Origin of the sequence: Flavobacterium rarum (SeqCode) (assembly GCF_965234445.1) — a bacterium.
Taxonomy (GTDB): domain Bacteria; phylum Bacteroidota; class Bacteroidia; order Flavobacteriales; family Flavobacteriaceae; genus Flavobacterium; species Flavobacterium rarum.
This window is the reverse complement of the sequence record NZ_OZ248480.1, coordinates 1-22,212: the sequence shown is the minus strand read 5'-3', so window position 1 is coordinate 22,212 and position 22,212 is coordinate 1. Positions and strand designations below refer to the sequence as shown.

Below are 22,212 nucleotides of genomic sequence, written 5' to 3'. Positions count from 1 at the left end.
GTAATCGTACAGGCGAAGCTTACTGTTTTCTTTAAATACAAATATTATCTCCATATGAAAATTAAAACCAAATTAAATCTAGGTGTCGGATTGTTATTTTTATTGATAATTATCTTGACTTTAGTGAGTGCTTTTTATGTTTTTTTGATAAAAAAAGACACTCAAAACATATTGAAAGCCAATTACAACACGTTGGAATATTCTCGAAACATGCTTTATTCATTGGATGAGATAAGAAACAATGAAGGGAAATCAATAGCTGCATTTGAAACCAATCTGAACAAACAAAATAAAAATATAACCGAAGTTGGAGAAGATTACGCAACGCGTAATTTGCACAAAAGTTTTACTCTTTTGAAACAAAATAAAAATAGTGAGGTTGTAAAAAGCCAAATTCGTTTGGATATTTTTGAGATAATGAAGCTCAATATGATTGCCATAAAACAAAAAAGTGATATTGCCAACAGAACCGCTGAAACAGCCAATATGTGGATTGCCATTACGGGTACTCTTTGCTTTTTGATTGCCTTTAATCTTTTGGTGAATTTGCCCAACAATATTGCCAATCCAATAAAAGAACTTACCGCAAGTATTAAGGAGATTGCCAACAAAAATTATTCGGAACGCGTACACTTTATGAATCATAATGAGTTTGGTGATTTGGCAAAATCATTCAACACTATGGCCAAAAAACTAGAAGAGTATCACAATAGTAATCTCTATAAATTATCGTTTGAAAAGAAAAGACTGGAAACCTTAATTAACAATATGCATGATCCTATTATTGGATTGGATAATCAAGGAACGATTTTATTTGTAAATGATGAAGCTTTGAAAATTATAGGTATGAAATCCGAAGATGTACTTGGAGAAATTGCCACAACCTTAGCACTGAAAAACGATTTAATGAAATCTTTGATTATAAAAAATCTGGAAAGTGATACGTATACAACAGGGCAAAAGTTATTACCAATGAAAATTTTTGCGGATGGTAAAGAAAGCTATTTTGAGAAAGAGAATGTAAATATAACCATTAAGCCAACCGGTGAAGACCAAACGATTGATATTGGTGATGTGATTATTTTGAGAAATATCACTCCTTTTAAAGAATTGGATTTTGCCAAAACTAATTTTATAGCCACCATTTCACATGAATTAAAAACACCAATTTCGTCTATAAAATTCAGTTTGCAATTATTAGAAAAAGAGCAAACGGGTACCTTAAATGACGAACAGAAACATTTGATAGAAAGTATCAACGAGGATAGCCAGCGTTTATTAAAAATAACTGGAGAATTATTAGAACTTTCCCAAGTAGAAACAGGAAATATTCAGTTGAATATTGAAAAAAGCGATCCTTACCAAATCATACATTATGCTACTGAAGCTGTAAAAATGCAAGCCGAACAAAAACAAATAGAACTGCATGTTGAAACAGATGATAATTTGCCAATGGTCAAAGCGGATAGCGAAAAGACCTCTTGGGTATTGATTAATTTTCTAACCAATGCCATTCGGTATTCTTCTGAAAAAAGTGTGATAGCAGTAAAATTGAAAAGCGATAGTCAACATATTCTATTTATGGTTGTTGATACGGGAAAAGGAATTGATAATCGTTATCGAAGCAAAGTTTTTGATAAATACTTTCAAATTCCGGGAAGTCAAAAAACAGGAACTGGATTGGGATTGGCCATATCCAAAGAATTTATTGAAGCCCAAGGTGGTTCTATTGGTGTTGAAAGTGAATTGGGATTGGGAAGTACTTTTTATTTTAAACTATTGAGTGCTTGATTCCTATTTAAGCAGGAAGAATTAATAGATATTCGGTAGAAAAGATTTCAGACTAAATGGATTAACCATTTTATCTGAAATCTTTTTTATTTTTCTATATTCTAAAATCTATATTCTAAGTTCTTAAACCTGAAATCGACCTTCTAAAATCCTAGCAATCGGCCATATTCACGGCAATAGCCAGTCCACCTTCGGAGGTTTCTTTGTATTTGGAATTCATGTCTTTGGCAGTTTGCCACATCGTGTCTATCACTTTATCCAATGGGACTTTTGCGTTTTTGGAATCGGTTTCCAATGCCAGTTCTGCTGCGTTTATTGCTTTTATAGCTCCCATAGTATTTCTTTCAATACAAGGAATTTGAACTAATCCACCAATTGGATCGCAAGTTAAACCCAGATGATGTTCCATAGCGATTTCGGCGGCCATAAGCACTTGAGCAGGAGTGCCGCCCATAAGTTCGCACAGAGCGGCGGCAGCCATAGCTGAAGAAACGCCAATTTCTGCTTGACAGCCTCCCATAGCGGCAGAAATGGTGGATCCTTTTTTGAAAATACTGCCTATTTCGCCAGCTACCATCAAAAATTGTTTGATTTCTTTCTCACCGGCATTGTGATTTTCAATTACCATATAGTACATTAAAACGGCAGGAATTACTCCAGCACTACCATTGGTAGGAGCTGTAACTACACGACCCAGTGCAGCGTTTACTTCGTTTACAGCCAAGGCAAAACAACTTACCCATTTTAGAATTTGACGAAATTTAACTTCGGTTTTTCTAATTTCTTCCAACCATTCTTGTGGATTGGTATAATTTGCCAAACCAATCAAATTTTGATGCATGTCAAAAGCACGTCTGCGAACGTTTAAACCACCTGGTAGTATACCTTCGGAATGACATCCTATATACATGCACTCCAACATAGTATTCCAAATACGCATTAATTCATCATGAATAACTTCTTCAGAACGCATTGATTTTTCATTTTCATATACAATTTCGGAAATGGTTTTATTTTCCGAAATAGTATAATTTAAAAGCTCCTCCGCATTTTGAATAGTGAATGGAAAGGCACATTTAATAACATGTTTCTTTTTTGCATTTAATCGTTCTTCTTTGACTACAAATCCACCACCAATGGAATAAAAGGTTGATTTGTATTCAGTTTCATCTTTGATAAAAGCAGTAAACATTAATCCATTAGCGTGAAATGGAAGGAAGTTTTTATTAAAAACGATATCTTGAAGAAAGTAGAAAGGAATAATGAGTTCGTTTCCTAAATTAATTACATTTTTAGACTCTATCGATTGGATGATGCCATCTATATTTTGAACAGGAATGTATTCGGGATCTTGTCCGCTTAGGCCTAACATTATAGCCAAATCAGTAGCATGACCTTTTCCAGTTAATGAAAGTGATCCGTATAAATCAACTTTTATTCTTGTTACTGTATTAATGTCAAATTTATTTCTTAGTTCATTTAAGAAGCGTTCTGCTGCTCGCCAAGGGCCTAGAGTATGAGAACTTGATGGGCCTACACCAATTTTAAGCATATCAAAAACGGAGATACATTCTTCCATAAAAGTTTAATTTTTTGATGAACAAATATAACTATTAATAAATGTATAAAAGTAAATTTATGACTTAATAAATGATAATTCAATAATTGTTTTATTGAAAGTCACGAGTTGATTGCTAGATTATCAAAAAGAGAAAGTAAGAAAGTTAGAGAGATTTGTTGAATAACAGTATTTTAAACTGTTGTGAATCTTTTACTATTTTGTATAAATGAAAATAGTCAGAAATAAAAGCATAGTTTTTATTGATTTTATTGTTATAAAAAGATTTAAATCATACATTTGTGGCTACATTCAAAAATTCCGGAAAACATGTTTGAATTTCAACAGTATTTAGGCTTTTTACTTTTCTTGACCATCCTTACAATGGGATTTTGGTTAATGTTTTTTTTAGTTGGTTTCGTATCCTATTGGGTAGGTGGAGCAACTTGGGAAGCTTATAAAGAAAAGAAAGCAAAACAAAATGAAGAAGAAGCTTAAGCTTTTTACTTTATTTCACAAAAAAAGGACCCGTTTTTACGAGTCCTTTTTTTTCTTTTATTTAGATTTATCCTGGAAAATCTCCACTGTTTTCATCCTGACTCTTTTTAGGCTGTTGTTTTTCTTTATCATTTTTTCCTTTGTTAAAACGATAGGTGAAAGATAAATTGAATTGACGTTTACGAAACTGCATTTCACCATATGATTTTTGGTTATCAAGATAGGTGTATGATCTCATTTTTCTTGTATTGAATATATCACTAACATTAAAAGCTAATGTTGCTTTGTCTTTTAGTAGGTCTTTGCTGAAAGCGGTGTTCATACTAAACTGATCTAAGCTTTTTCCTTGTGCTGTTTTTTGTTCACCATTATAATTAGCGTTCAATTGCCAGTCAATTTTGTAAGGTAATGTTAGTTTTGAACTAACTCTTGCAGACCAAGTATTGGCTTGGTTGTCCAGATTTTGTACTATAACATCTCCTTTTGTATCCGTGTAACTGTACTCTCCAGTTGTTTTTACATTATACAAATTGAAATTACTATTTATTCTCCATATTTTGAAAGGGTTGTAATTTAAAGTAAACTCAAAACCATATTTTTGTTCTTTTCCTAAGTTAATTGGAGTGCTTTTAATAACAGGAACACCATCAATTATCACGCCAGGCGAAGGAGTTACCACATCGCCATTGGGAGTTACTACATCACCAGTTGGAGATCTTACAAAGCTGAAAACAGCTGTAGTACTTTCAAAATAAGCAGAAGTATTGAATGTTACTTTTTCCCAACGCTTGATGTACCCAAAATCAAATTTGTCTGTTAATGAAGGATCTAAATCTGGATTTCCTTGAAAAATATTCACGTTACTTGAATAATTTACAGCAGGATTCATGAAACGACCTCTTGGTCTTGTCAATCGTTTGCTGTAACTTGTAGTGATGTTACTTTGATCTGAAACTTCATAACTAATAAAAGCACTCGGAAAAAAGTTGTTGTATTTTTTAGTGTTAAATTCGTTGGTATCCAGTAAGTTTACTTGAACATTGGTGTCTTCCCAGCGTATTCCAAATAAATAGGAGAATTTATTTTTCTTGAAACCGTATTGGGTATAAAATGAATTGATATTTTCTTTGTATTCTAAAGTATTTGACAAATTATCAATTCTTATTCCTTGATCGTCAAGAACATAGTATTTGTTGTTTAAATCGCCAAAACTCCCTTTGTATCCAGCCTCAAACTGACTTCCTTCTCCTAATGGGAGTACATAATCAGCTTGAAATTGTGCTTGTTTTTGAACCTGATTGTTTAAGGTATTATTGTAATTGTTTGAACCTGTAATAATACTTTGGCTATCATCAGTATTTCTTGAAACTGAAGCATCAACTGTAAGTTTGTGTCCTTTGTCGTTGAAGTTTTTAATTAAGTTTGATGTAAACGAAGTGTTTTCACTACCCGTATCTCCATTGTTTAAACGGTAAGTTGAACCTGTAAATGCATTAGAGGCGTCATAGTTACTGTAATTGATTAAATCATTGTCTTCGCCGGTATTCTTTTCGTAATTGATGGCATTTGTCCAATACGTATTTGGCGCTACTGTCCATTCAAAACCAGCTCTTCCATTAAAACCATTTCTCGTTCTTTTTGTTTCACGGTTTTCATCCAAAAAGTTTTTCACGGTACCGTCATTATTAAAATACTCTGAATTGGTTTTACCTCCACCTTCATTTGTTCTGTGATTGTATCCCGCAGTGGTGAAATAGTTTAATTTTTCTGTTTTATAATTCACATTGGCACTTAAACCATACGTTTCAGGAACACCTGTCGAAGCTATTAGAGTTCCGTTGAAACCCTTATTTTTACCTTTTTTAAGAATGATATTAACGATTCCAGAACCACCTTCCGCATCATATCGTGCAGATGGATTGGTAATTACTTCCACTTTGTCAATCGCATCAGCAGGAAGTTGTTTTAAAGCTTCTGCAATATTTACAGCATAAGAGGGTCTTCCGTCAATTAAAATTCGGATGTTATCACTTCCTCTTAAGCTTACATTTCCTTCAACGTCAACAGAAACTGATGGAACATTGTCAAGAACATCACTTACAGTTCCGCCTTTTACCATCATATCCAGACCAACATTATATACTTTTTTGTCTAGTTTTATTTCTACTGATGATTTTTCGGCACGAATTACTACTTCATTTAATTGAGAAGCATCTTCTTCGAGTTCAATTGTTCCCAATGATATTTTTTCGGATATACTTTTTCCTTTTATTTCGATATGTTTAAACGAAATAAATTCTATTGTTATATCATAGACTCCTGGGATAACATCAGCTTCAAATTCTCCTTTGTTGTTTGTTATTCCACCAGTAAGAGCTTTTTGAATTTTGGTATTTTTTAATGTTATGGTAGCGTATTCAAGCGGTAGGTTACTTTTTTTGTCTACAATTTTTCCAGTAACTTTAATTTTGTTACTTATTGAAGGTCTTTGTTGGCCTTCTTGTGCAAAGTTGGATAGAAAAGAAAATAATAATAGAAGAACAAGAGTAAGTTTGAAATTTTTCATTAGTAATTAATAAGATTTCTCGATAAGACATAGAAATATTAAAATAGTTTAAAATTGGGTTCTTAAACTTATGTTAAACTTTATAAAAACGGAATTATGTTGTCCAAATCACGGCCTATAGTTGCTTGATTGTCTTTGACTACTATTGGTCTTTCAATTAAAATTGGGTTTTCAACCATGGCTTGAATTATTTCATCTTCACTTAAATTGATCCCTTTGTATTTTTCAATCCAAATTTTTTCTTTTTGACGAACTAACTCAATTGGTGTAATTTTTAATTTTTGCAAAAGCGCTTTCAGTTCTTCAGATGTTGGAGGTGTTTCCAAGTAATTGATGATTTTAAATTCAACATTGGAGTCTTTTAAAAACAGTAGGCAGTTTCTTGATTTTCCGCAACGCTGATTGTGGTATACTTGTATCATTTTGATAAGGAATTAGTTTGTGCTATAATATTAAACTATTTTAGTACCGACAAAAATACCATTTGCAAAAAGGAAAGCAAGTACAATTAAATAAAAAAATAATAAATGTTTTTAGAGCAAGGAATTAAGGAAGAAAATAAATTTGGAAAATATTTATTGGGTTCTGTTTGTATTTTTTTTGCCTCTTTATTGGGGCAAATACCATTGTTGATAGCCATCGGATTTGAATCCAAGTTCATGGGGAAAACGTATCCTGAAAATGACAAAATGATAATGCAGTTTTTCGATCCAAATGTTACTTTATTTTATATTCTTATTTCATTTGTTTTTGTTTTTTTTGCTATCATTTTAATTATTAAACATTTGCATAATCAAAGTTTAATGTCAATTGTCACTTCTAGAAAAAAAATGGATTGGAGTAGAGTGAAGTTCTCTTTTATTCTATGGTCTTTATTCACGATAGTTTCAACGGTTGCTCTTTATTATTATAATCCATCTGATTATGTTTATAATTTTAAACTCATTCCTTTTTTGATTTTAGTAGTCATTGGAATAGTATTAATTCCGATTCAAACTAGTGTCGAAGAATTAGTGTTTAGAGGATATTTAATGCAAGGTTTTGCCAATTTGTCCAAAAACAAATGGTTTCCGTTGTTTATGACTTCTTTGATTTTTGGTTTGATGCATTTGGCCAATCCAGAAGTAACAAAAATGGGATATATTATTTTGGTTTATTACATTGGGACAGGTTTTTTTCTTGGAATTTTAACCTTGATGGATGAAGGAATGGAATTGAGTTTAGGATTTCATGCTGCAAATAATCTTGTAGGAGCTTTGTTGGTAACATCGGATTGGTCCGCTTTTCAAACCAATTCTATTTTTAAAGATGTATCAAATCCTGAAGCTGGTTTGGACATTATCTTGCCTGTAATTGTTATTTATCCTTTACTTTTATTTATATTTGGTATAAAATACAAATGGTATGGTTGGAAAGAAAAATTGACTGGAAAAATCATATAATTTAAAAAATAATCTAAAAAAAAACAAGTAATATATAAATCATGAATACAATAACACACAAAAATGTGCACAATCTTTTTAAATTAAATGGATACCATTTAACAAAAGAAGATTTATGTAGGGTAGCTTATAGTTTTATAAAAGAAGGAGAGGATTTTGAACAAGCTGTTGGAGATTTTTTGCTAGACTGGTTTGATGATAAGTCTTTTATTGATATGTATACTTCTGGATCTACAGGTGAGCCAAAAACGATAAGAATCGAAAAGGATGCTATGGTAAAATCTGCAATTTCTACAGGTGATTACTTTAATCTACAGCCTGGAGATAGAGTTTTGCATTGTTTGCCTACAAATTATGTCGCAGGTAAAATGATGTTTGTTCGTTCTTTTATTTTAGGTCTCGACATGGATTTTGTTGCTCCTAGTTCAAATCCTTTAGAGAATAATGATGAAAAATATGATTTTGCAGCAATGGTTCCGCTTCAAGCAAAAAATGCTATTGAAAAATTAACCAATATTAAAAAAGTGATTATTGGTGGTGTAAAAGTACATAAATCATTGGAACAAGAATTGGTAAAATTACCTATTGAGATTTATGAAACGTATGGTATGACTGAGACAATTACTCATATTGCTGCCAAAAAAATAGGGGCAGAAGCTTTTACAACATTGCCTCACGTAACAGTTTCTGTCAATGAAAATCAATGTTTAGAGATTTTGGCCAAAAACATTGGAAACGAAAAAATTGTAACGAATGATGTGGTTAAATTAGTATCGGATACGCAATTTGTTTGGTTGGGACGTTTTGATAATGTTATTAACAGTGGCGGTATAAAAATCATGCCTGAGCAAATTGAAAGTAAGTTGTCAACTTTAATTCCTAGACGTTATTTTATAAATGGGGTATCAGACGATGTACTTGGAGAAAAGGTGGTTTTGTATATTGAAGGAGATACAATTAAAATTGAAGATTCTGTTTTTGATGCATTAGATAAATATGAAAAACCTAAAGAAATCGTTTTTATTCCTAAATTTAAAGAAACAGCTACAGGAAAAATAATGAGAGAAGAAAGCAAAAAATCAGCTGTGTAATTAGACAGAAATAGCTTTATATTTGAAGAGAGGATGTTTGTCATTCCTCTCTTTTTTTTTTAATACAGAGAATGAATCGGTACTATTTTTATTTAGACCTTATATTCTAAAAAAAAACACACTCCTAATTAAAAGAGCGTTTTTGATATTGTTCTAAAGATGGGAAGCTTTTTATACCTGAATCACACCTAGATTGAATTTCTTTTCAATAGGGGAGTGATTGGCTGCTTCGATCCCCATTGAAATCCAAGTTCTAGTTTCTAGAGGGTCAATGATTGCGTCTGTCCACAAACGAGCCGCTGCATAATAAGGAGAAACTTGCTCATCGTAACGCGCTTTGATTTTGGCAAACAATTCGGCTTCTTTGGCTTCGTCTACAATTTCTCCTTTTCCTTTTAAAGATGAAGCTTCAATTTGTGCCAATACTTTTGCGGCTTGTGTGCCTCCCATTACAGCCAATTCTGCACTTGGCCAAGCAAATATCAATCGAGGGTCAAATGCTTTTCCGCACATGGCGTAGTTTCCTGCTCCATAAGAGTTTCCAACAATGACAGTGAATTTTGGCACTACCGAATTGGATACAGCATTTACCATCTTGGCACCGTCTTTTATGATGCCGCCATGTTCGGATTTGGAACCTACCATAAAACCAGTGACATCTTGTACAAATACCAATGGTATTTTCTTTTGGTTGCAATTGGCTATAAAACGAGTCGCTTTGTCCGCAGAATCGGAATAAATAACACCTCCAAATTGCATTTCGCCTTTGGTAGTTTTTACCACTTTTCTTTGATTTGCTACGATTCCTACTGCCCAACCGTCAATTCTGGCATAACCAGTAATTAGCGATTGACCGTAACCGTCTTTGTATGCTTCAAATTCGGAGTTATCAACCAATCGATTGATGATTTCCATCATGTCGTATTGTTCGTTTCTAGCTTTAGGCAAAATACCGTAGATATCTTTTTCGTCCATAGCCGGTTTCTCCGATTTTATACGATTGTATCCTGCCTTGTCAAAATCACCAATTTTATCTACTATGTTTTTTATTTTGTCCAAAGCATCTTTGTCGTCTTTGGCTTTGTAGTCTGTTACGCCAGAGATTTCGCAATGTGTTGTTGCGCCGCCCAAAGTTTCATTGTCAATACTTTCTCCAATGGCTGCTTTGACCAAATAACTTCCTGCCAAGAAAATACTTCCAGTTTTGTCTACTATCAATGCTTCATCGCTCATAATAGGCAAATACGCACCGCCAGCAACACAACTTCCCATAACGGCCGCAATTTGGGTGATTCCCATGCTGCTCATTTGAGCATTGTTCCTAAATATGCGGCCAAAATGTTCTTTGTCTGGGAAAATTTCATCTTGTAATGGCAAATAAACCCCCGCACTATCGACCAAATAAATGATAGGCAGTCGATTTTCCATTGCAATTTCCTGAGCTCTTAGGTTTTTCTTCGCGGTGATAGGAAACCAAGCCCCAGCTTTTACAGTAGCATCATTGGCTACAATTATGCATTGTTTCCCTTTGATGTAACCAATTTTTACAATTACACCTCCCGATGGACAACCTCCATGCTCTGCATACATTTTTTCACCTACAAAGGCTCCTATTTCAATGCATTTTGCGTTTGCGTCTAGTAAATAATCAATGCGTTCTCTAGCTGTCATTTTGCCTTCGGCATGCAGTTTTTCGATTCTTTTTTCACCGCCTCCAAGTTTGACTTTGGCGAATTTTTGTTTCAATTCAGACAGTAAAAGTTTATTATGATCTTCGTTTTTATTGAAGTTTAAATCCATAAGTGTTAACGGTGTTTCTTTTTTACGAGCGCTAATTTACGAAAACGATTGAAATTATTCGTTTTTTGAGGGTATTTTTGAGTTTTTAATAATTTAAGGTTCTTTATAACTCCATTAAAATAAAAACCTCGTATTATTCAAAATAACGAGGTTTGAATTAATCTTTTTTAATTTTTAATACAAAGTGAATTTTCATATTGGCATTGGCACTGTCATTGAAATTTTAATTATACATTTTCATATAATATTCATCGACCATTCTAGCCGAATCAAAATAAGGTACAATTTGTTTCATGCTGGTTTCTACCAAATCCCACCATTCTTCTGAATTATCATAATACAGAGGCAGAATTTCTTCTTCCAGCATTTGGTACAAATTATCCAAGTCCATTTGGTCTTGTTGGTAAATTGGTAAATTGTGATCGACAATTGGTAGTACAAAAGAATTTTGAGTCTTGTTCATGTCTTTGAATTCACGAATCCATCCGTCATTGGTAGAAAAATTTATGGATCCATTCATAGCTGCTGTCATACCAGAAGTTCCAGAGGCTTCTCTTGTTACTCTTGGATTGTTCAGCCAAACATCGGACCCTTTTTTTAATTGACGGGATAATTTTAATTCGTACCCCGTAAGTACAGCCATATTTTTGATGGCTTTACTCATGTACGAAAGATTGTCAAAATTATGAATAGCACCAAAGTCCATTGGATATGGTTTTCCTGCAAAAATAATTTGGACCGGTCTTTCTTTATCATTCATAAGCCTTTTGAATTTCTCATAATCGCGAGTAATTAAATCAGGTCTTTTGTAATCGGCGAAGCGTCTCGCCCAAACTATGGTGAGAATGTCAGGATCAAACATTTTTCCGGTTTGATCGGCTACCAATTCAAAAAGTTTGGTTTTTAGTCTCTTTTTTCTTTCGATTAATGCTTCTCTGTCTTTGTTAGCGTGAGCTTTGTCAAGCCAAGGGTCTACCCAATATTTTTTGTTTTGAGCATTGGTAATATAGTCTATCGAGCAAACTCCAGGTACGTCTTTCCACATGCCTCTAGATACTTCGCCATGCAACTTGGAAACACCATTTGCTTTGTGGCTCAATCGCAATCCTACCATAGTATGATTGAAAGTGTTGTCTTTTATTCCAGTCATCTCACGTACTTTTTCAAGTGGAATTCCATCAAAAAAGCTCAAACTATTCAATAAATTGATATCATGTTTTTCGTTTCCTGCTTCTTCAGGTGTATGCGTAGTGAAAACCATCATTTCTTTAATTTTTTCAGCACTTTTAAATTTATTGTATAAATGAAAAACACAGGAAAGGGCGTGCGCTTCATTTAAATGATAAATATCGGGTTCGTAACCTAGTACATCGAGCAATTTGGCGCCACCCAATCCCAATACCATGGTTTGTGCAATTTTTGCACTTGGATCAGAATCGTATAATCTAAAAGTAGTTGATTTGGCCAAATAATCGTTCTCAGGTAAATCGGTAGATAGAAAAAACATTGGAACGGTTTCGAAAGTTTCTGGTTTCAAGAAAAAAGCTGTGATCCAAACATCGTGATTGTTTATTTTTATGGTGAATTTTATGTTGGTGTCTTCTAAAAAATTATAGCTTTTTTCTCTAAAAAGAGAGCCCATGGAGAGATCTTCTTTTCGATGTTGATCATAATATCCTTTTTTCCATAAAATTCCTATTCCGATTAAGTTTTGTTTTAAATCGTAGGCACTTCGCATGTGAGATCCTGCCAGAAAACCCAATCCTCCAGAATAAATTTTAAGAGATTGATCGATTGCAAATTCCATTGAAAAGTAAACGGCCGATTTTTCGTATTTTTTGTCGAATGCGTAAGGGTGTCTGTATTTTTGTGGTAAACTCTTGCTCATAATGTGTTGGTATTTAAAGTTAGATACCTAACAAATTTAAAGAATTTGTTTGTGATTTAGATTTTTATAAGCTAGATATTTTTGTTTTAATAGGTTATTTGTCAGTTTGTTATACTATATCGTTTTAGCGTTGAATGATTAAATGAGTAAAGCTGTTTTTACATAATAAGAATTGATTTATGGCTTAATTTTTAAAGTATTCTTAAAACGTGAATTATATAATTTTTTGAACTAAATATATAACTGTGTGTGCATATTCAGAATTTAACTTTGCTTAAAATTCGAAACTGTGCTAAAACAATTCTCATTCATTTTATTTTTATTTTCGGTTGTCGCAACTAATGCTCAGGTTCAAGCTTTGTTTGATGACAAAGTAGAACTTAAAACCATGGTTGCCCGTTGGGAATTGGACTCAACTGCCGCACGAGGTACTTTTTTGGTTACTCCATACAAAGCCATTTATGTTTTGCCTTTTGTATGGTCCAGTAATCCAAATGAACAACCTCATTCTGGAAATAATTCACCAGAATATATACCTCCTGAAAAAGTAGATTATAATGTTGTTGAGATGAAATTTCAACTGAGTTTTAAAACTAAAATATTGCAGGGTTTTTTATGGGGGCATGCCGATTTGTGGATAGCTTATACCCAAATTTCGCATTGGCAAATCTATAATTCGGAATTGTCCCGTCCGTTTAGGGAAATAAATTACGAACCCGAAATTATTCTTAATTTCCCCGTAAAGTTTAATGTGTTTGGATTTAAAACTCGAATGATTGGTGTTTCATTTAATCATGAGTCGAACGGGAAAAGCTATCCAAATACCAGAAGTTGGAATAGAGTAATTCTGATGACTGGTTTTGAACGAAAAAATTGGAATATCTACATCAGACCTTGGTATGTGATTCCCGAATCCAAAGGGGATAACCCTGATATTTCTAGCTACATAGGCAACGCTGATGTGAATGTTATTTATTCCAAAAACAAAAGTGTGTATACTTTCATAGGAAGTCATAATTTTAATTTGAAAGGAAACATGAGAGGGAGTTCCACTTTTTCTTGGGCATATCCTATAAAAGGAAATCTTAGGGGGTATTTGCAAGTTTCACACGGTTATGGAAACTCATTGATTGATTACAATCACAATCAAACTACAGTAGGTGTTGGTGTTTCTTTAATTGAATGGCAATAATTAAGTCAATGTAGTTAGGTTGTCTTTGTCATTTCGTCTTCTCTTTTGGACGAGACTAATTGACATAGCAAGCGTGAAATTTATATATAAAAAATGCCTTTCAATTTTTGAAAGGCATTTTTTATAAACTGAAAACTGAAAACTGAAAACTGAAAACTGAAAACTGAAAACTGAAAACTGAAAACTGAAAACTGAAAACTGAAAACTGAAAACTGAAAACTACTCCTCTTCGCGTTGTCCCATCATCATCAAGTAAGCTTTTAGAAAGCCGTCTATGTTTCCGTTCATCACGCCATCAACATCGCTAGTTTCGTGACCAGTTCTTACGTCTTTGACTAGTTTATAAGGTTGCATTACGTAATTGCGTATTTGCGAACCCCATTCTATTTTCATTTTTCCGGCTTCGATATCGCTTCGTTGTGCTTGTTGCTTTTTAAGTTCAATTTCATACAATTGCGAACGTAACATTTGCATGGCTCGGTTTCTATTGTCGTGTTGCGAACGTGTTTCCGAACACTGAATCTGTATTCCTGTTGGCTTGTGGGTCAGTTGTACTTTGGTTTCTACTTTGTTTACATTTTGACCTCCGGCTCCACTGGAACGAGCTGTAATGATTTCGATATCGGCGGGGTTGATCTCAATTTCAATAGTGTCATCAACCAATGGATAAACGTAAACGGATGCAAAGGAAGTATGTCTTTTGGCATTACTGTCAAAAGGGGAAATGCGAACCAATCGGTGTACGCCATTTTCTCCTTTGAGGTATCCAAAAGAATAATCGCCTTCTATTTCGAGAGTAACGGTTTTTATTCCTGCGGCATCCCCTTTTTGGAAGTTTAGCTCTCTGATTTTATAGCCTTCTTTTTCGGCCCACATCATGTACATACGCATGAGCATTTCTGCCCAATCACAACTTTCAGTACCACCGGCTCCCGCTGTAATTTGAAGTACAGCGCTCAATGAATCACCCTCTTCCGAAAGCATATTCTTGAATTCTATGGCTTCAATATGAGCTTGAGTTAAATCGTACTGACTGTCTAGTTCTTCGGTAGTTAACTCTCCTTCTTTGTAAAAGTCATAGGCAAGTTGCAACTCGTCTGTCATATCGACAGCTTTGTTGTAATCTTCGATCCATTTCTTTTTGCCTCTTAGGTTTTTTACAATGTTTTCGGCTTCTTTTGCATTGTTCCAAAAGTCGGGAGCAAAAGTCTTTTCTTCTTCGTTGGCTATTTCGATAAGTTTGGCATCAACGTCAAAGATACCTCCTCAACGCACCAAGGCGCTCCACAATACCTTTTATTTGTTCGGTAGTTGTCATAAATTTATAGTAATTTTGTTTCGAAAATTATTGGGTTAGCACTTTTTTAGCCCTGATAGTAGTGAAAATCCTTTTTTTGAAAAGGGCTATTTTTTGTTAAAGTAAAAAAGCGACCAACGGAAGCTCTTTTTACTTTTTACAAAAAAAGCCGTTTTGAAAAAAGATTGCAGCCAATAGCAGGACTAGCTTCTAATAATTTTATTAGATTTGAATGCAAAAATAGGATTTAGTTTTTAGATTATGGAAATAAATTTGATTAGCGATACGATTACTAAGCCATCGGTTGAAATGTTGCAATACATGTTTAATGCCGAAGTGGGGGACGATGTGTACAAGCAAGACCCAACAGTTATTGCTCTTGAGGCGAGATTGGCAGCAATGTTTGGTATGGAAGCGGGGCTGTTTTTTCCTTCGGGGACTATGGCCAATCAAACGGCGATTAAGTTGCATACCCAACCTGGGGAACAATTAATTGCAGACAAATATGCGCATGTGTATCATTACGAAGGTGGTGGTGTTTCGTTTAACAGTGGTGTTTCTTGTTGTTTGTTAGACGGAAATAGAGGCATGATTACGGCCGAACAAGTGGCCGGTGCAATAAATGATCCTGAGTTTTACCACAGTCCGCTGACGAGTTTGGTGTGTGTGGAAAATACGACTAATAAAGGCGGAGGAGCTTGTTATGATTTGGAAGAATTAAAGAAAATAAAAGCGGTTTGTGTTGCCAATAATTTGAAATTCCATTTGGATGGAGCCCGGATTTGGAATGCGATTGTAGCCAAAAAACAGCATCCAAGAGAATTTGGGGTATTGTTTGATACTATTTCGGTGTGTTTGTCTAAAGGATTGGGAGCGCCAATTGGTTCGGTGCTTTTGGCTGATAAGGCTGCTATTCACAGAGCATTGCGTATACGAAAAATATTGGGAGGAGGTATGCGTCAAGTAGGATATCTTGCGGCAGCTGGAAATTTTGCTTTGGATAATAATATTGCCAAGTTGGTGGATGATCACAGAAGAGCAAGAGAAATTGCCGAAGTTTTGTCACGCCAACTTTGGATTGGTAAAATCGAACCGGTGGAAACGAATATCTTGATTTTTTCGCTTCGAGAAGGTTTGAATGAAAAAGTTTTTATAGAGAAATTAAAAGAAAAAAATATTCTTATTAGTGCTTTAGGACACGGAAAACTCCGAATTGTAACGCATCTGGATTATAAAGAAGTGATGCATACTTATGTTTTAGAAACCTTGCAGAAGATTACCTTTTAAAAGTTTAAATTGTTTAAAGTTTAAAGTCTAAAAGTTTAAATTGTTTAAAGGTTTAAATTGGTTAAAGGTTTAAATTGGTTAAAAGTTTAAATTGGTTAAAAGTTTAAGGTTGTTTAAGACGTTTTCATAAAATACGAATAATTGTTTTTTATAAATTCAAAGCCCAGATTCTGATACAGGATCTGGGCTTTGTTTACTTAAAGAGCATTTATTTTTGCTATAAAACAATTTAAACTTTTAAACTATTTTAAACAAACTTAAACCATTTTTACTTGAATATATCTTCCATTCCTGGAATCATTGGCATGTCCATTTTGGTAACGGCGTCCAATTCGGTTTGGTTTACGTTTGATGCTTTTTCAATCGCTTTGTTCAAAACCAAAATCAAGTAATCTTCCAGTTGTTCTTTGTCTTCCAATAATGAATCATCGATTGTGATTGATTTTATTTTAGTGTTGGCAGTCAAAGTCACTTTTAATAAGCTGTCGGTACTTTGTTCGTCAATCAGTACGGTGTCTAAACGTTTTTTGGTGTCTTCTATTTTTTGTTGGGTTTCTCTTAGTTTACCCATCATTCCCATTAAGTCCATTTTGGTGATTTTTTAAATTGAAATACAAATTTACTTATTTTGTGAGTAATCAATGTTAAATTAGATTAAAAACCGTCTCTTTGTAAAATCGCTTTGTGTTATTTTTGCATTTTAAATACTAAAACCACTCGCAAACAATGCCAGAAAATATACAACCTCCAATAGCTAAAATCATTCCGAAAAAGCTAAAAAAACATAATGAGATACGAATTGATAATTACTTTTGGTTAAATAACAGAGAAAATCCGGAAGTTATTGATTATTTGAATCAAGAAAATGCTTATTACCAAGAAAAAACGGCGCATACCAAAGATTTTCAAACAGCTCTTTTCGAAGAGATGAAAAGCCGCATAAAGGAAGATGATCAATCAGTTCCTTATTTGTACAATGGGTATTACTATATCACTCGTTTTGAAAAAGGGCAAGATTACCCTATTTATTCCCGAAAAAAAGAAAGCCTTTCTGCAGATGAAGAAATACTCTTCAATTGCAATGAAATGGCCAAGGATAAGCCTTATTTTCAATTGGGCGCTTTAAGTATTAGCCCTGATAATAAGTTGGCTTTGTTTAGTTGTGATATTGTTGGAAGACGCATTTATACTATTCAAGTAAAAAACTTAGAAACCAATAAAATTCTTGAGGATAAAATAGAAAATGTAACCGGAAGCGCTGTTTGGGCCAATGATAATAAAACTATTTTTTACTCGGATCAGGATGAAAAGACCCTGCGTTCGGACAAAATTTTTAAACATAAATTAGGTTCAAAACAAACGGACGATGTATTGGTTTATTTTGAGAAAGACGAAACGTTTAATGTAGAAATTGCAAAATCCAAGTCCCGAAAATACTTGGCTATAGAATCGGGAAGTACCTTGACTACAGAATACCAGATTCTGGATGCCGATAATCCCGATGGTGAATTTAAGATTTTTCAGAAGCGCGTTCGAGGATTGGAATACAGTATCAATCATTACGGAGATAGCTTTTATATAATGACCAATAAAGATAAAGCCGAGAACTTTAAGCTGATGAAAACTTCGGTAAACAAGACTTCAAAAACCAATTGGGTGGAAGTAATTGCACACAGAAAAGACGTTTTGTTGGAAGATATTGAGATATTCAAAGACTTTTTGGTTGTAGAAGAACGGGAGAATGGTCTGAATAAAATTCGCATCATGCCTTGGAGTGGAGAAGGGGAGTATTACCTTCCTTTTGAAAGCGAAACTTATACGGCATATACAAGCTCAAATGTTGATTTTGATACCGATATATTGCGTTACGGCTACCAGTCTATGACAACGCCTTCTTCGATTATTGATTTCAATATGAAAACAAAAACCAAAGAAATCAAAAAAGAGCAAGAAGTTTTAGGTGGGAAATTTGACAAAAATAATTATAACGAAGAACGGGTTTGGGCTACGGCAGAAGATGGCATGAAAATACCGATTTCAATGGTCTATAAGAAAGGATTGAAGAAAGATGCTACAAATCCATTGCTTCAGTATGCATATGGGTCTTATGGGCATTCTATGGATGCTACATTTTCGTCAACGCGACTGACTTTGTTGGATAGAGGGTTTATTTTTGCAATTGCGCACATACGCGGAGGAGAAGATTTGGGAAGGCAATGGTATGAGGATGGAAAATTATTAAAAAAGAAAAATACATTTACCGATTTTATTGATTGTTCTAAATTTTTAATTGATGAGAAATACACATCACCACAACATTTATACGCCGAAGGAGGTTCTGCAGGCGGTTTATTAATGGGAGTTGTAGTCAATACTGCACCTGAATTATACAATGGAATCATTGCTCAAGTCGCTTTTGTGGACGTGATTACTACAATGCTGGACGATAGTATTCCGCTTACAACTGGAGAATATGATGAATGGGGAAATCCTAATGTTCGAAAGTATTATGATTATATGTTGTCCTATTCTCCTTATGATAATATTTTGCCACAAAAATATCCCAATATGTATGTGTCAACTGGACTGCATGATTCACAGGTACAGTACTGGGAACCAGCTAAATGGGTAGCTAAATTACGCGCTATAAAAACCGATGCTAATCTCCTTTTTTTGGATACTAATATGGATGCAGGTCATGGAGGCGCCTCTGGACGCTTCGAAGCTATAAAGGAATTAGCAAAAGAGTACAGTTTTTTACTAGATTTAGAAAAAATAAAAAAGTAATTAGATTTTTTTTGTTAGATTTGCATGATATCGGGGTAGATTAAAAAAATGCTCTTAGATAAACTATTTTTTTATGAAAGAAGAAATAAATGCTTATAATAATGTTTTAGAGTTAATAGGCAACACTCCACTTATTAAACTCAATAAAGTCACCGAAGATATAGAAGGAAATTTCTACGCTAAGGTTGAATCCTTTAATCCGGGACATTCTTCAAAAGACAGAATTGCTTTATATATCATTGAAGAAGCAGAAAAGCAAGGTATTTTATCTCCAGGAGATACTATTATCGAAACTACTTCAGGAAACACTGGTTTTAGTTTGGCAATGGTAAGTATTATTAAAGGATATAATTGTATACTAGCTGTAAGTTCAAAATCATCCAAAGACAAAATTGATATGCTAAGGAGCTTAGGAGCCAAAGTTTATGTTTGTCCAGCTCACGTTTCAGCAGATGATGACCGTTCTTATTATAATGTAGCAAAGCGTTTGCACGAAGAGACAAAAGGATCTGTTTATATTAATCAATATTTCAATCAATTAAATATTGATGCACACTATAAATCTACAGGACCAGAAATTTGGAAGCAAACTAATGGAAAGATTACACATCTTGTAGCTTGCAGCGGTACTGGAGGAACAATTTCAGGGACGGCAAAATATCTTAAAGAGCAAAACCCAAATATTAGAATTCTTGGAGTTGACGCTTTTGGTTCAGTTTTGAAGAAATACCATGAAACAAGAGAGTTTGACAATGATGAAATTTATCCCTATCGAATTGAAGGACTTGGAAAAAATTTAATCCCGTCTGCTACTGATTTTGATATTATTGATAAATTTATCAAAGTATCTGATGAAGAAAGTGCACACTCTGCAAGAGAAGTGACCAGAAAAGAGGGATTATTTGTAGGATATACCTCTGGAGCAGTAATGCAAGCAATTAAGCAATATGCAGATGAGGGTGAATTTGATGCAACTAGTAATGTTGTTGCAATTTTCCCGGATCATGGTTCCCGTTACATGAGTAAAGTGTTTAGTGATGAATGGATGAGTGATCAAGGATTTTTTGATAGTATCAATGAAGAAGAAGAACAAAAAATTGAATTTATAAAGTAAAAATACTTTTGTGAAATAGTAAACTCCAGAAAATTCTGGAGTTTTTTTTGTTTAAAAGATACTTTCAATGAACTATGTTTTTTAAAATATTTTTTCTGAAATAAGAAAAATCCCTTTCTTTGTGAATTGTATAAAAATCAATGATAGTATTAAATTGATGTTTTTTATTTTCTACCCCCCCCCCCCGCTTAATTGCCTTTTAGATTGAATAATTTTTGTTTTTTGTATAATAAACGAGTTTTTGGACCCTTTGTCGAAAAATTTTGGATTTACTATGCATGTTGAGGTAAATTTGAATTAAATAAATAAAGCCACATTATTTATTCTCCAAATTTAAATCCAAGTCTCATGAAAAAAACGCTACTCTTACTAGTTTCTGTGTTATCCTTTCAAGTTTATGCACAAACACCAATTCAAGAATTTAATTTTAATGGTAATCGAAGTAATGCTGAAAACAACAATTCCTTTTTGGGAGTTGCTAAGTTTGTAAATGATAGAACAGGTACTGAAAATAGTGCCATTCGAGTTGCAAATACTGCTATGGAAGTTACTTTGCCTAATTTACCACTTTCAAACAAATCAAGATCAGTATCTGTTTGGATAAAATATAATGATGTTTCAATAGCTAATTATATTTGGGGGTATGGAGAATCTTTTAATGCTCAATACTTTGGTTTATTACAACAAAGTGCAACTTCTTCAAAATCTGATTTAAATCTTGCAAGTTGGGGAACTGCTAATAATGCTATTGTTTCTACTTCAATTGCTGTAAATACTTGGTATAATTATACCGTAACTTATGACGGTCTTACTTCTAAGATTTATAGAAATGGTGAATTGATTCGATCTTCAGTAAGCCCAATGAAATTAACTACTGGAAATGTTTTTTCAATTGGTAAAATGGGGAATATAGTTAGTATTAATGCAGATATTGATGATTTGAAAATATATGATGTAGCGTTATCATCAGAAGAAGTAGCAAAAATATATGATAATAGTTCTGTATTGGCTCCTAATGATATTGTATTGATGAATACTACTAATTTAAAAGTAAATGAAAAAGCTACTACAGTAAAAAATAGTAAAAATAACAAGGGTAATACAGCAATTTCAGGTTCAAAACAAGAAATTATTTTGAAAACACCAAAAGAAACTGCAGTTGTTAAATCGACTGAAATTTTTTCAACCAAAGGTCAAAAAGTAATAACAAGTAATAAAAATGATATTGATATTAGTTCACTTCCAGAAGGGACTTATTTGTTGAAAGTTACTAATACATCTCAAAGTTTAAACGATAAAAAACTAACAATTAAATAAAGGTATTTAGAACTTAATAAATTTAAAAAGTGTAATCTATGTTACGCTTTTTTTTTGGAAAAAAAATAAGGGGAATCTTAAATTATACCAAACACAAATACTATATAGTCCAAAGGCTCATTCTAATTTGGAGAGCAATAGTAAAAAAAGCAACCGCTCCCGATATTTATCGGGACGCAGATTATTCCTTAAAAAAATAAATTTTAAAGAAATTAATTCGCGCTAATTCCGCTGTAAGCGGCTAATTTATAGATTAACTTATATTTGAAATCTGCGAATCTGCGGCAAAACAACTCATACGTTTGTCTTGGGGAGAGAGTTTGGGTTGAGGATAAATAATTGGACTAATTTATATATGAATTTGCTATTAGAAAGATTATATTTGGGTCACATAAATTTTATGGGGATTAAGCAAAAAGTTTTTCCATTCTAAAGAGAAAGAATTTCACATCTACTACGCCTCTTTGATTTGCTCTAAAGAGTTTTATTTTGGAATTAAATGATTCTGCATTTGCATTAGTATGTCTGTTTTTAAAGAAGTTTAAAATGGTTTCTAAATGATAGTTCAAACTATTTGCAGCGGT

General features: G+C 33.4%; 17 protein-coding genes. 9 read left to right on the top strand and 8 right to left on the bottom strand.

Annotated elements, in window-relative coordinates; all coding sequences use genetic code 11:
* Positions 1-54: 54 nt before the first annotated feature.
* Entirely contained in the window at positions 55-1,791 is a 1,737-nt protein-coding gene (locus AC8GF4_RS03880) for an ATP-binding protein (protein WP_506592836.1), read from the top strand.
* 151 nt (positions 1,792-1,942) lie between these two features.
* On the opposite strand, the gene AC8GF4_RS03875 is transcribed toward AC8GF4_RS03880, so the two are convergent.
* A complete protein-coding gene (locus AC8GF4_RS03875) occupies positions 1,943-3,370 on the bottom strand; it encodes an L-serine ammonia-lyase (protein ID WP_506592834.1) in 1,428 nt (475 codons plus the stop codon).
* A 309-nt stretch (positions 3,371-3,679) separates the two neighbouring features.
* On the opposite strand from AC8GF4_RS03875, the gene AC8GF4_RS03870 reads away from it, so the two are divergent.
* Positions 3,680-3,847, top strand: coding sequence for a hypothetical protein (locus AC8GF4_RS03870; protein WP_506592832.1), 168 nt, complete (start codon positions 3,680-3,682; stop codon positions 3,845-3,847).
* Between the two features lie 67 nt (positions 3,848-3,914).
* Here AC8GF4_RS03870 and AC8GF4_RS03865 read toward each other — a convergent pair whose 3' ends face one another.
* Positions 3,915-6,413: a TonB-dependent receptor gene (locus AC8GF4_RS03865; RefSeq protein ID WP_506592830.1), complete on the bottom strand. Its 2,499-nt coding sequence runs from the start codon at positions 6,411-6,413 to the stop codon at positions 3,915-3,917.
* Between the two features lie 80 nt (positions 6,414-6,493).
* Positions 6,494-6,835, bottom strand: a complete 342-nt coding sequence (gene arsC / locus AC8GF4_RS03860) for an arsenate reductase (glutaredoxin) (RefSeq protein WP_506592829.1) — start codon at positions 6,833-6,835, stop codon at positions 6,494-6,496.
* 105 nt (positions 6,836-6,940) lie between these two features.
* Between arsC and AC8GF4_RS03855 the strand changes: the two genes are divergently transcribed.
* The gene (locus tag AC8GF4_RS03855; protein WP_506592827.1) at positions 6,941-7,855 is read left to right on the top strand and encodes a CPBP family intramembrane glutamic endopeptidase; all 915 of its coding nucleotides are present in this window, start codon (positions 6,941-6,943) and stop codon (positions 7,853-7,855) included.
* A 41-nt stretch (positions 7,856-7,896) separates the two neighbouring features.
* Positions 7,897-8,946, top strand: coding sequence for an AMP-binding protein (locus AC8GF4_RS03850; RefSeq protein WP_506592825.1), 1,050 nt, complete (start codon positions 7,897-7,899; stop codon positions 8,944-8,946).
* A gap of 171 nt (positions 8,947-9,117) precedes the next feature.
* Here AC8GF4_RS03850 and AC8GF4_RS03845 read toward each other — a convergent pair whose 3' ends face one another.
* Together AC8GF4_RS03845 and glgP are read right to left on the bottom strand one after the other, a co-directional pair.
* Positions 9,118-10,746, bottom strand: a complete 1,629-nt coding sequence (locus AC8GF4_RS03845; RefSeq protein ID WP_506592823.1) for an acyl-CoA carboxylase subunit beta — start codon at positions 10,744-10,746, stop codon at positions 9,118-9,120.
* Positions 10,747-10,969: 223 nt separating this feature from the next.
* Positions 10,970-12,634, bottom strand: a complete 1,665-nt coding sequence (glgP, locus tag AC8GF4_RS03840) for an alpha-glucan family phosphorylase (RefSeq protein ID WP_506592821.1) — start codon at positions 12,632-12,634, stop codon at positions 10,970-10,972.
* A 289-nt stretch (positions 12,635-12,923) separates the two neighbouring features.
* On the opposite strand from glgP, the gene AC8GF4_RS03835 reads away from it, so the two are divergent.
* Positions 12,924-13,826: a phospholipase A gene (locus AC8GF4_RS03835; protein ID WP_506592819.1), complete on the top strand. Its 903-nt coding sequence runs from the start codon at positions 12,924-12,926 to the stop codon at positions 13,824-13,826.
* Positions 13,827-14,045: 219 nt separating this feature from the next.
* Here the strand turns inward: AC8GF4_RS03835 and prfB are convergent.
* Positions 14,046-15,144, bottom strand: a protein-coding gene (gene prfB, locus AC8GF4_RS03830) for a peptide chain release factor 2 (protein ID WP_506592818.1) whose coding sequence is annotated in 2 segments (ribosomal slippage) — positions 14,046-15,080 and positions 15,082-15,144 — 1,098 coding nt in all. Because the reading frame shifts where the segments join, the coding sequence is not laid out codon by codon here.
* Positions 15,145-15,384: 240 nt separating this feature from the next.
* Between prfB and AC8GF4_RS03825 the strand changes: the two genes are divergently transcribed.
* Positions 15,385-16,410, top strand: coding sequence for a threonine aldolase family protein (locus tag AC8GF4_RS03825; protein WP_506592816.1), 1,026 nt, complete (start codon positions 15,385-15,387; stop codon positions 16,408-16,410).
* 268 nt (positions 16,411-16,678) lie between these two features.
* Here the strand turns inward: AC8GF4_RS03825 and AC8GF4_RS03820 are convergent, their stop codons facing one another.
* Entirely contained in the window at positions 16,679-16,999 is a 321-nt protein-coding gene (locus tag AC8GF4_RS03820) for a YbaB/EbfC family nucleoid-associated protein (protein WP_506592814.1), read from the bottom strand.
* A 137-nt stretch (positions 17,000-17,136) separates the two neighbouring features.
* Between AC8GF4_RS03820 and AC8GF4_RS03815 the strand changes: the two genes are divergently transcribed.
* From AC8GF4_RS03815 to AC8GF4_RS03805, 3 genes are all read left to right on the top strand, one after another.
* Positions 17,137-19,197 carry a S9 family peptidase gene (locus tag AC8GF4_RS03815; RefSeq protein ID WP_506592813.1) on the top strand — a complete coding sequence of 687 codons (2,061 nt, stop codon included), beginning with the start codon at positions 17,137-17,139 and terminating at the stop codon, positions 19,195-19,197.
* A 73-nt stretch (positions 19,198-19,270) separates the two neighbouring features.
* Entirely contained in the window at positions 19,271-20,311 is a 1,041-nt protein-coding gene (capA, locus tag AC8GF4_RS03810; RefSeq protein ID WP_506592812.1) for a cysteate synthase, read from the top strand.
* Positions 20,312-20,659: 348 nt separating this feature from the next.
* Complete coding sequence (locus AC8GF4_RS03805) at positions 20,660-21,628, top strand: LamG domain-containing protein (protein ID WP_506592811.1); 969 nt, start codon at positions 20,660-20,662, stop codon at positions 21,626-21,628.
* A gap of 407 nt (positions 21,629-22,035) precedes the next feature.
* Here the strand turns inward: AC8GF4_RS03805 and AC8GF4_RS03800 are convergent, their stop codons facing one another.
* Positions 22,036-22,197 carry a transposase gene (locus AC8GF4_RS03800; protein ID WP_081367642.1) on the bottom strand — a complete coding sequence of 54 codons (162 nt, stop codon included), beginning with the start codon at positions 22,195-22,197 and terminating at the stop codon, positions 22,036-22,038.
* Between the last annotated feature and the right edge of the window lie 15 nt (positions 22,198-22,212).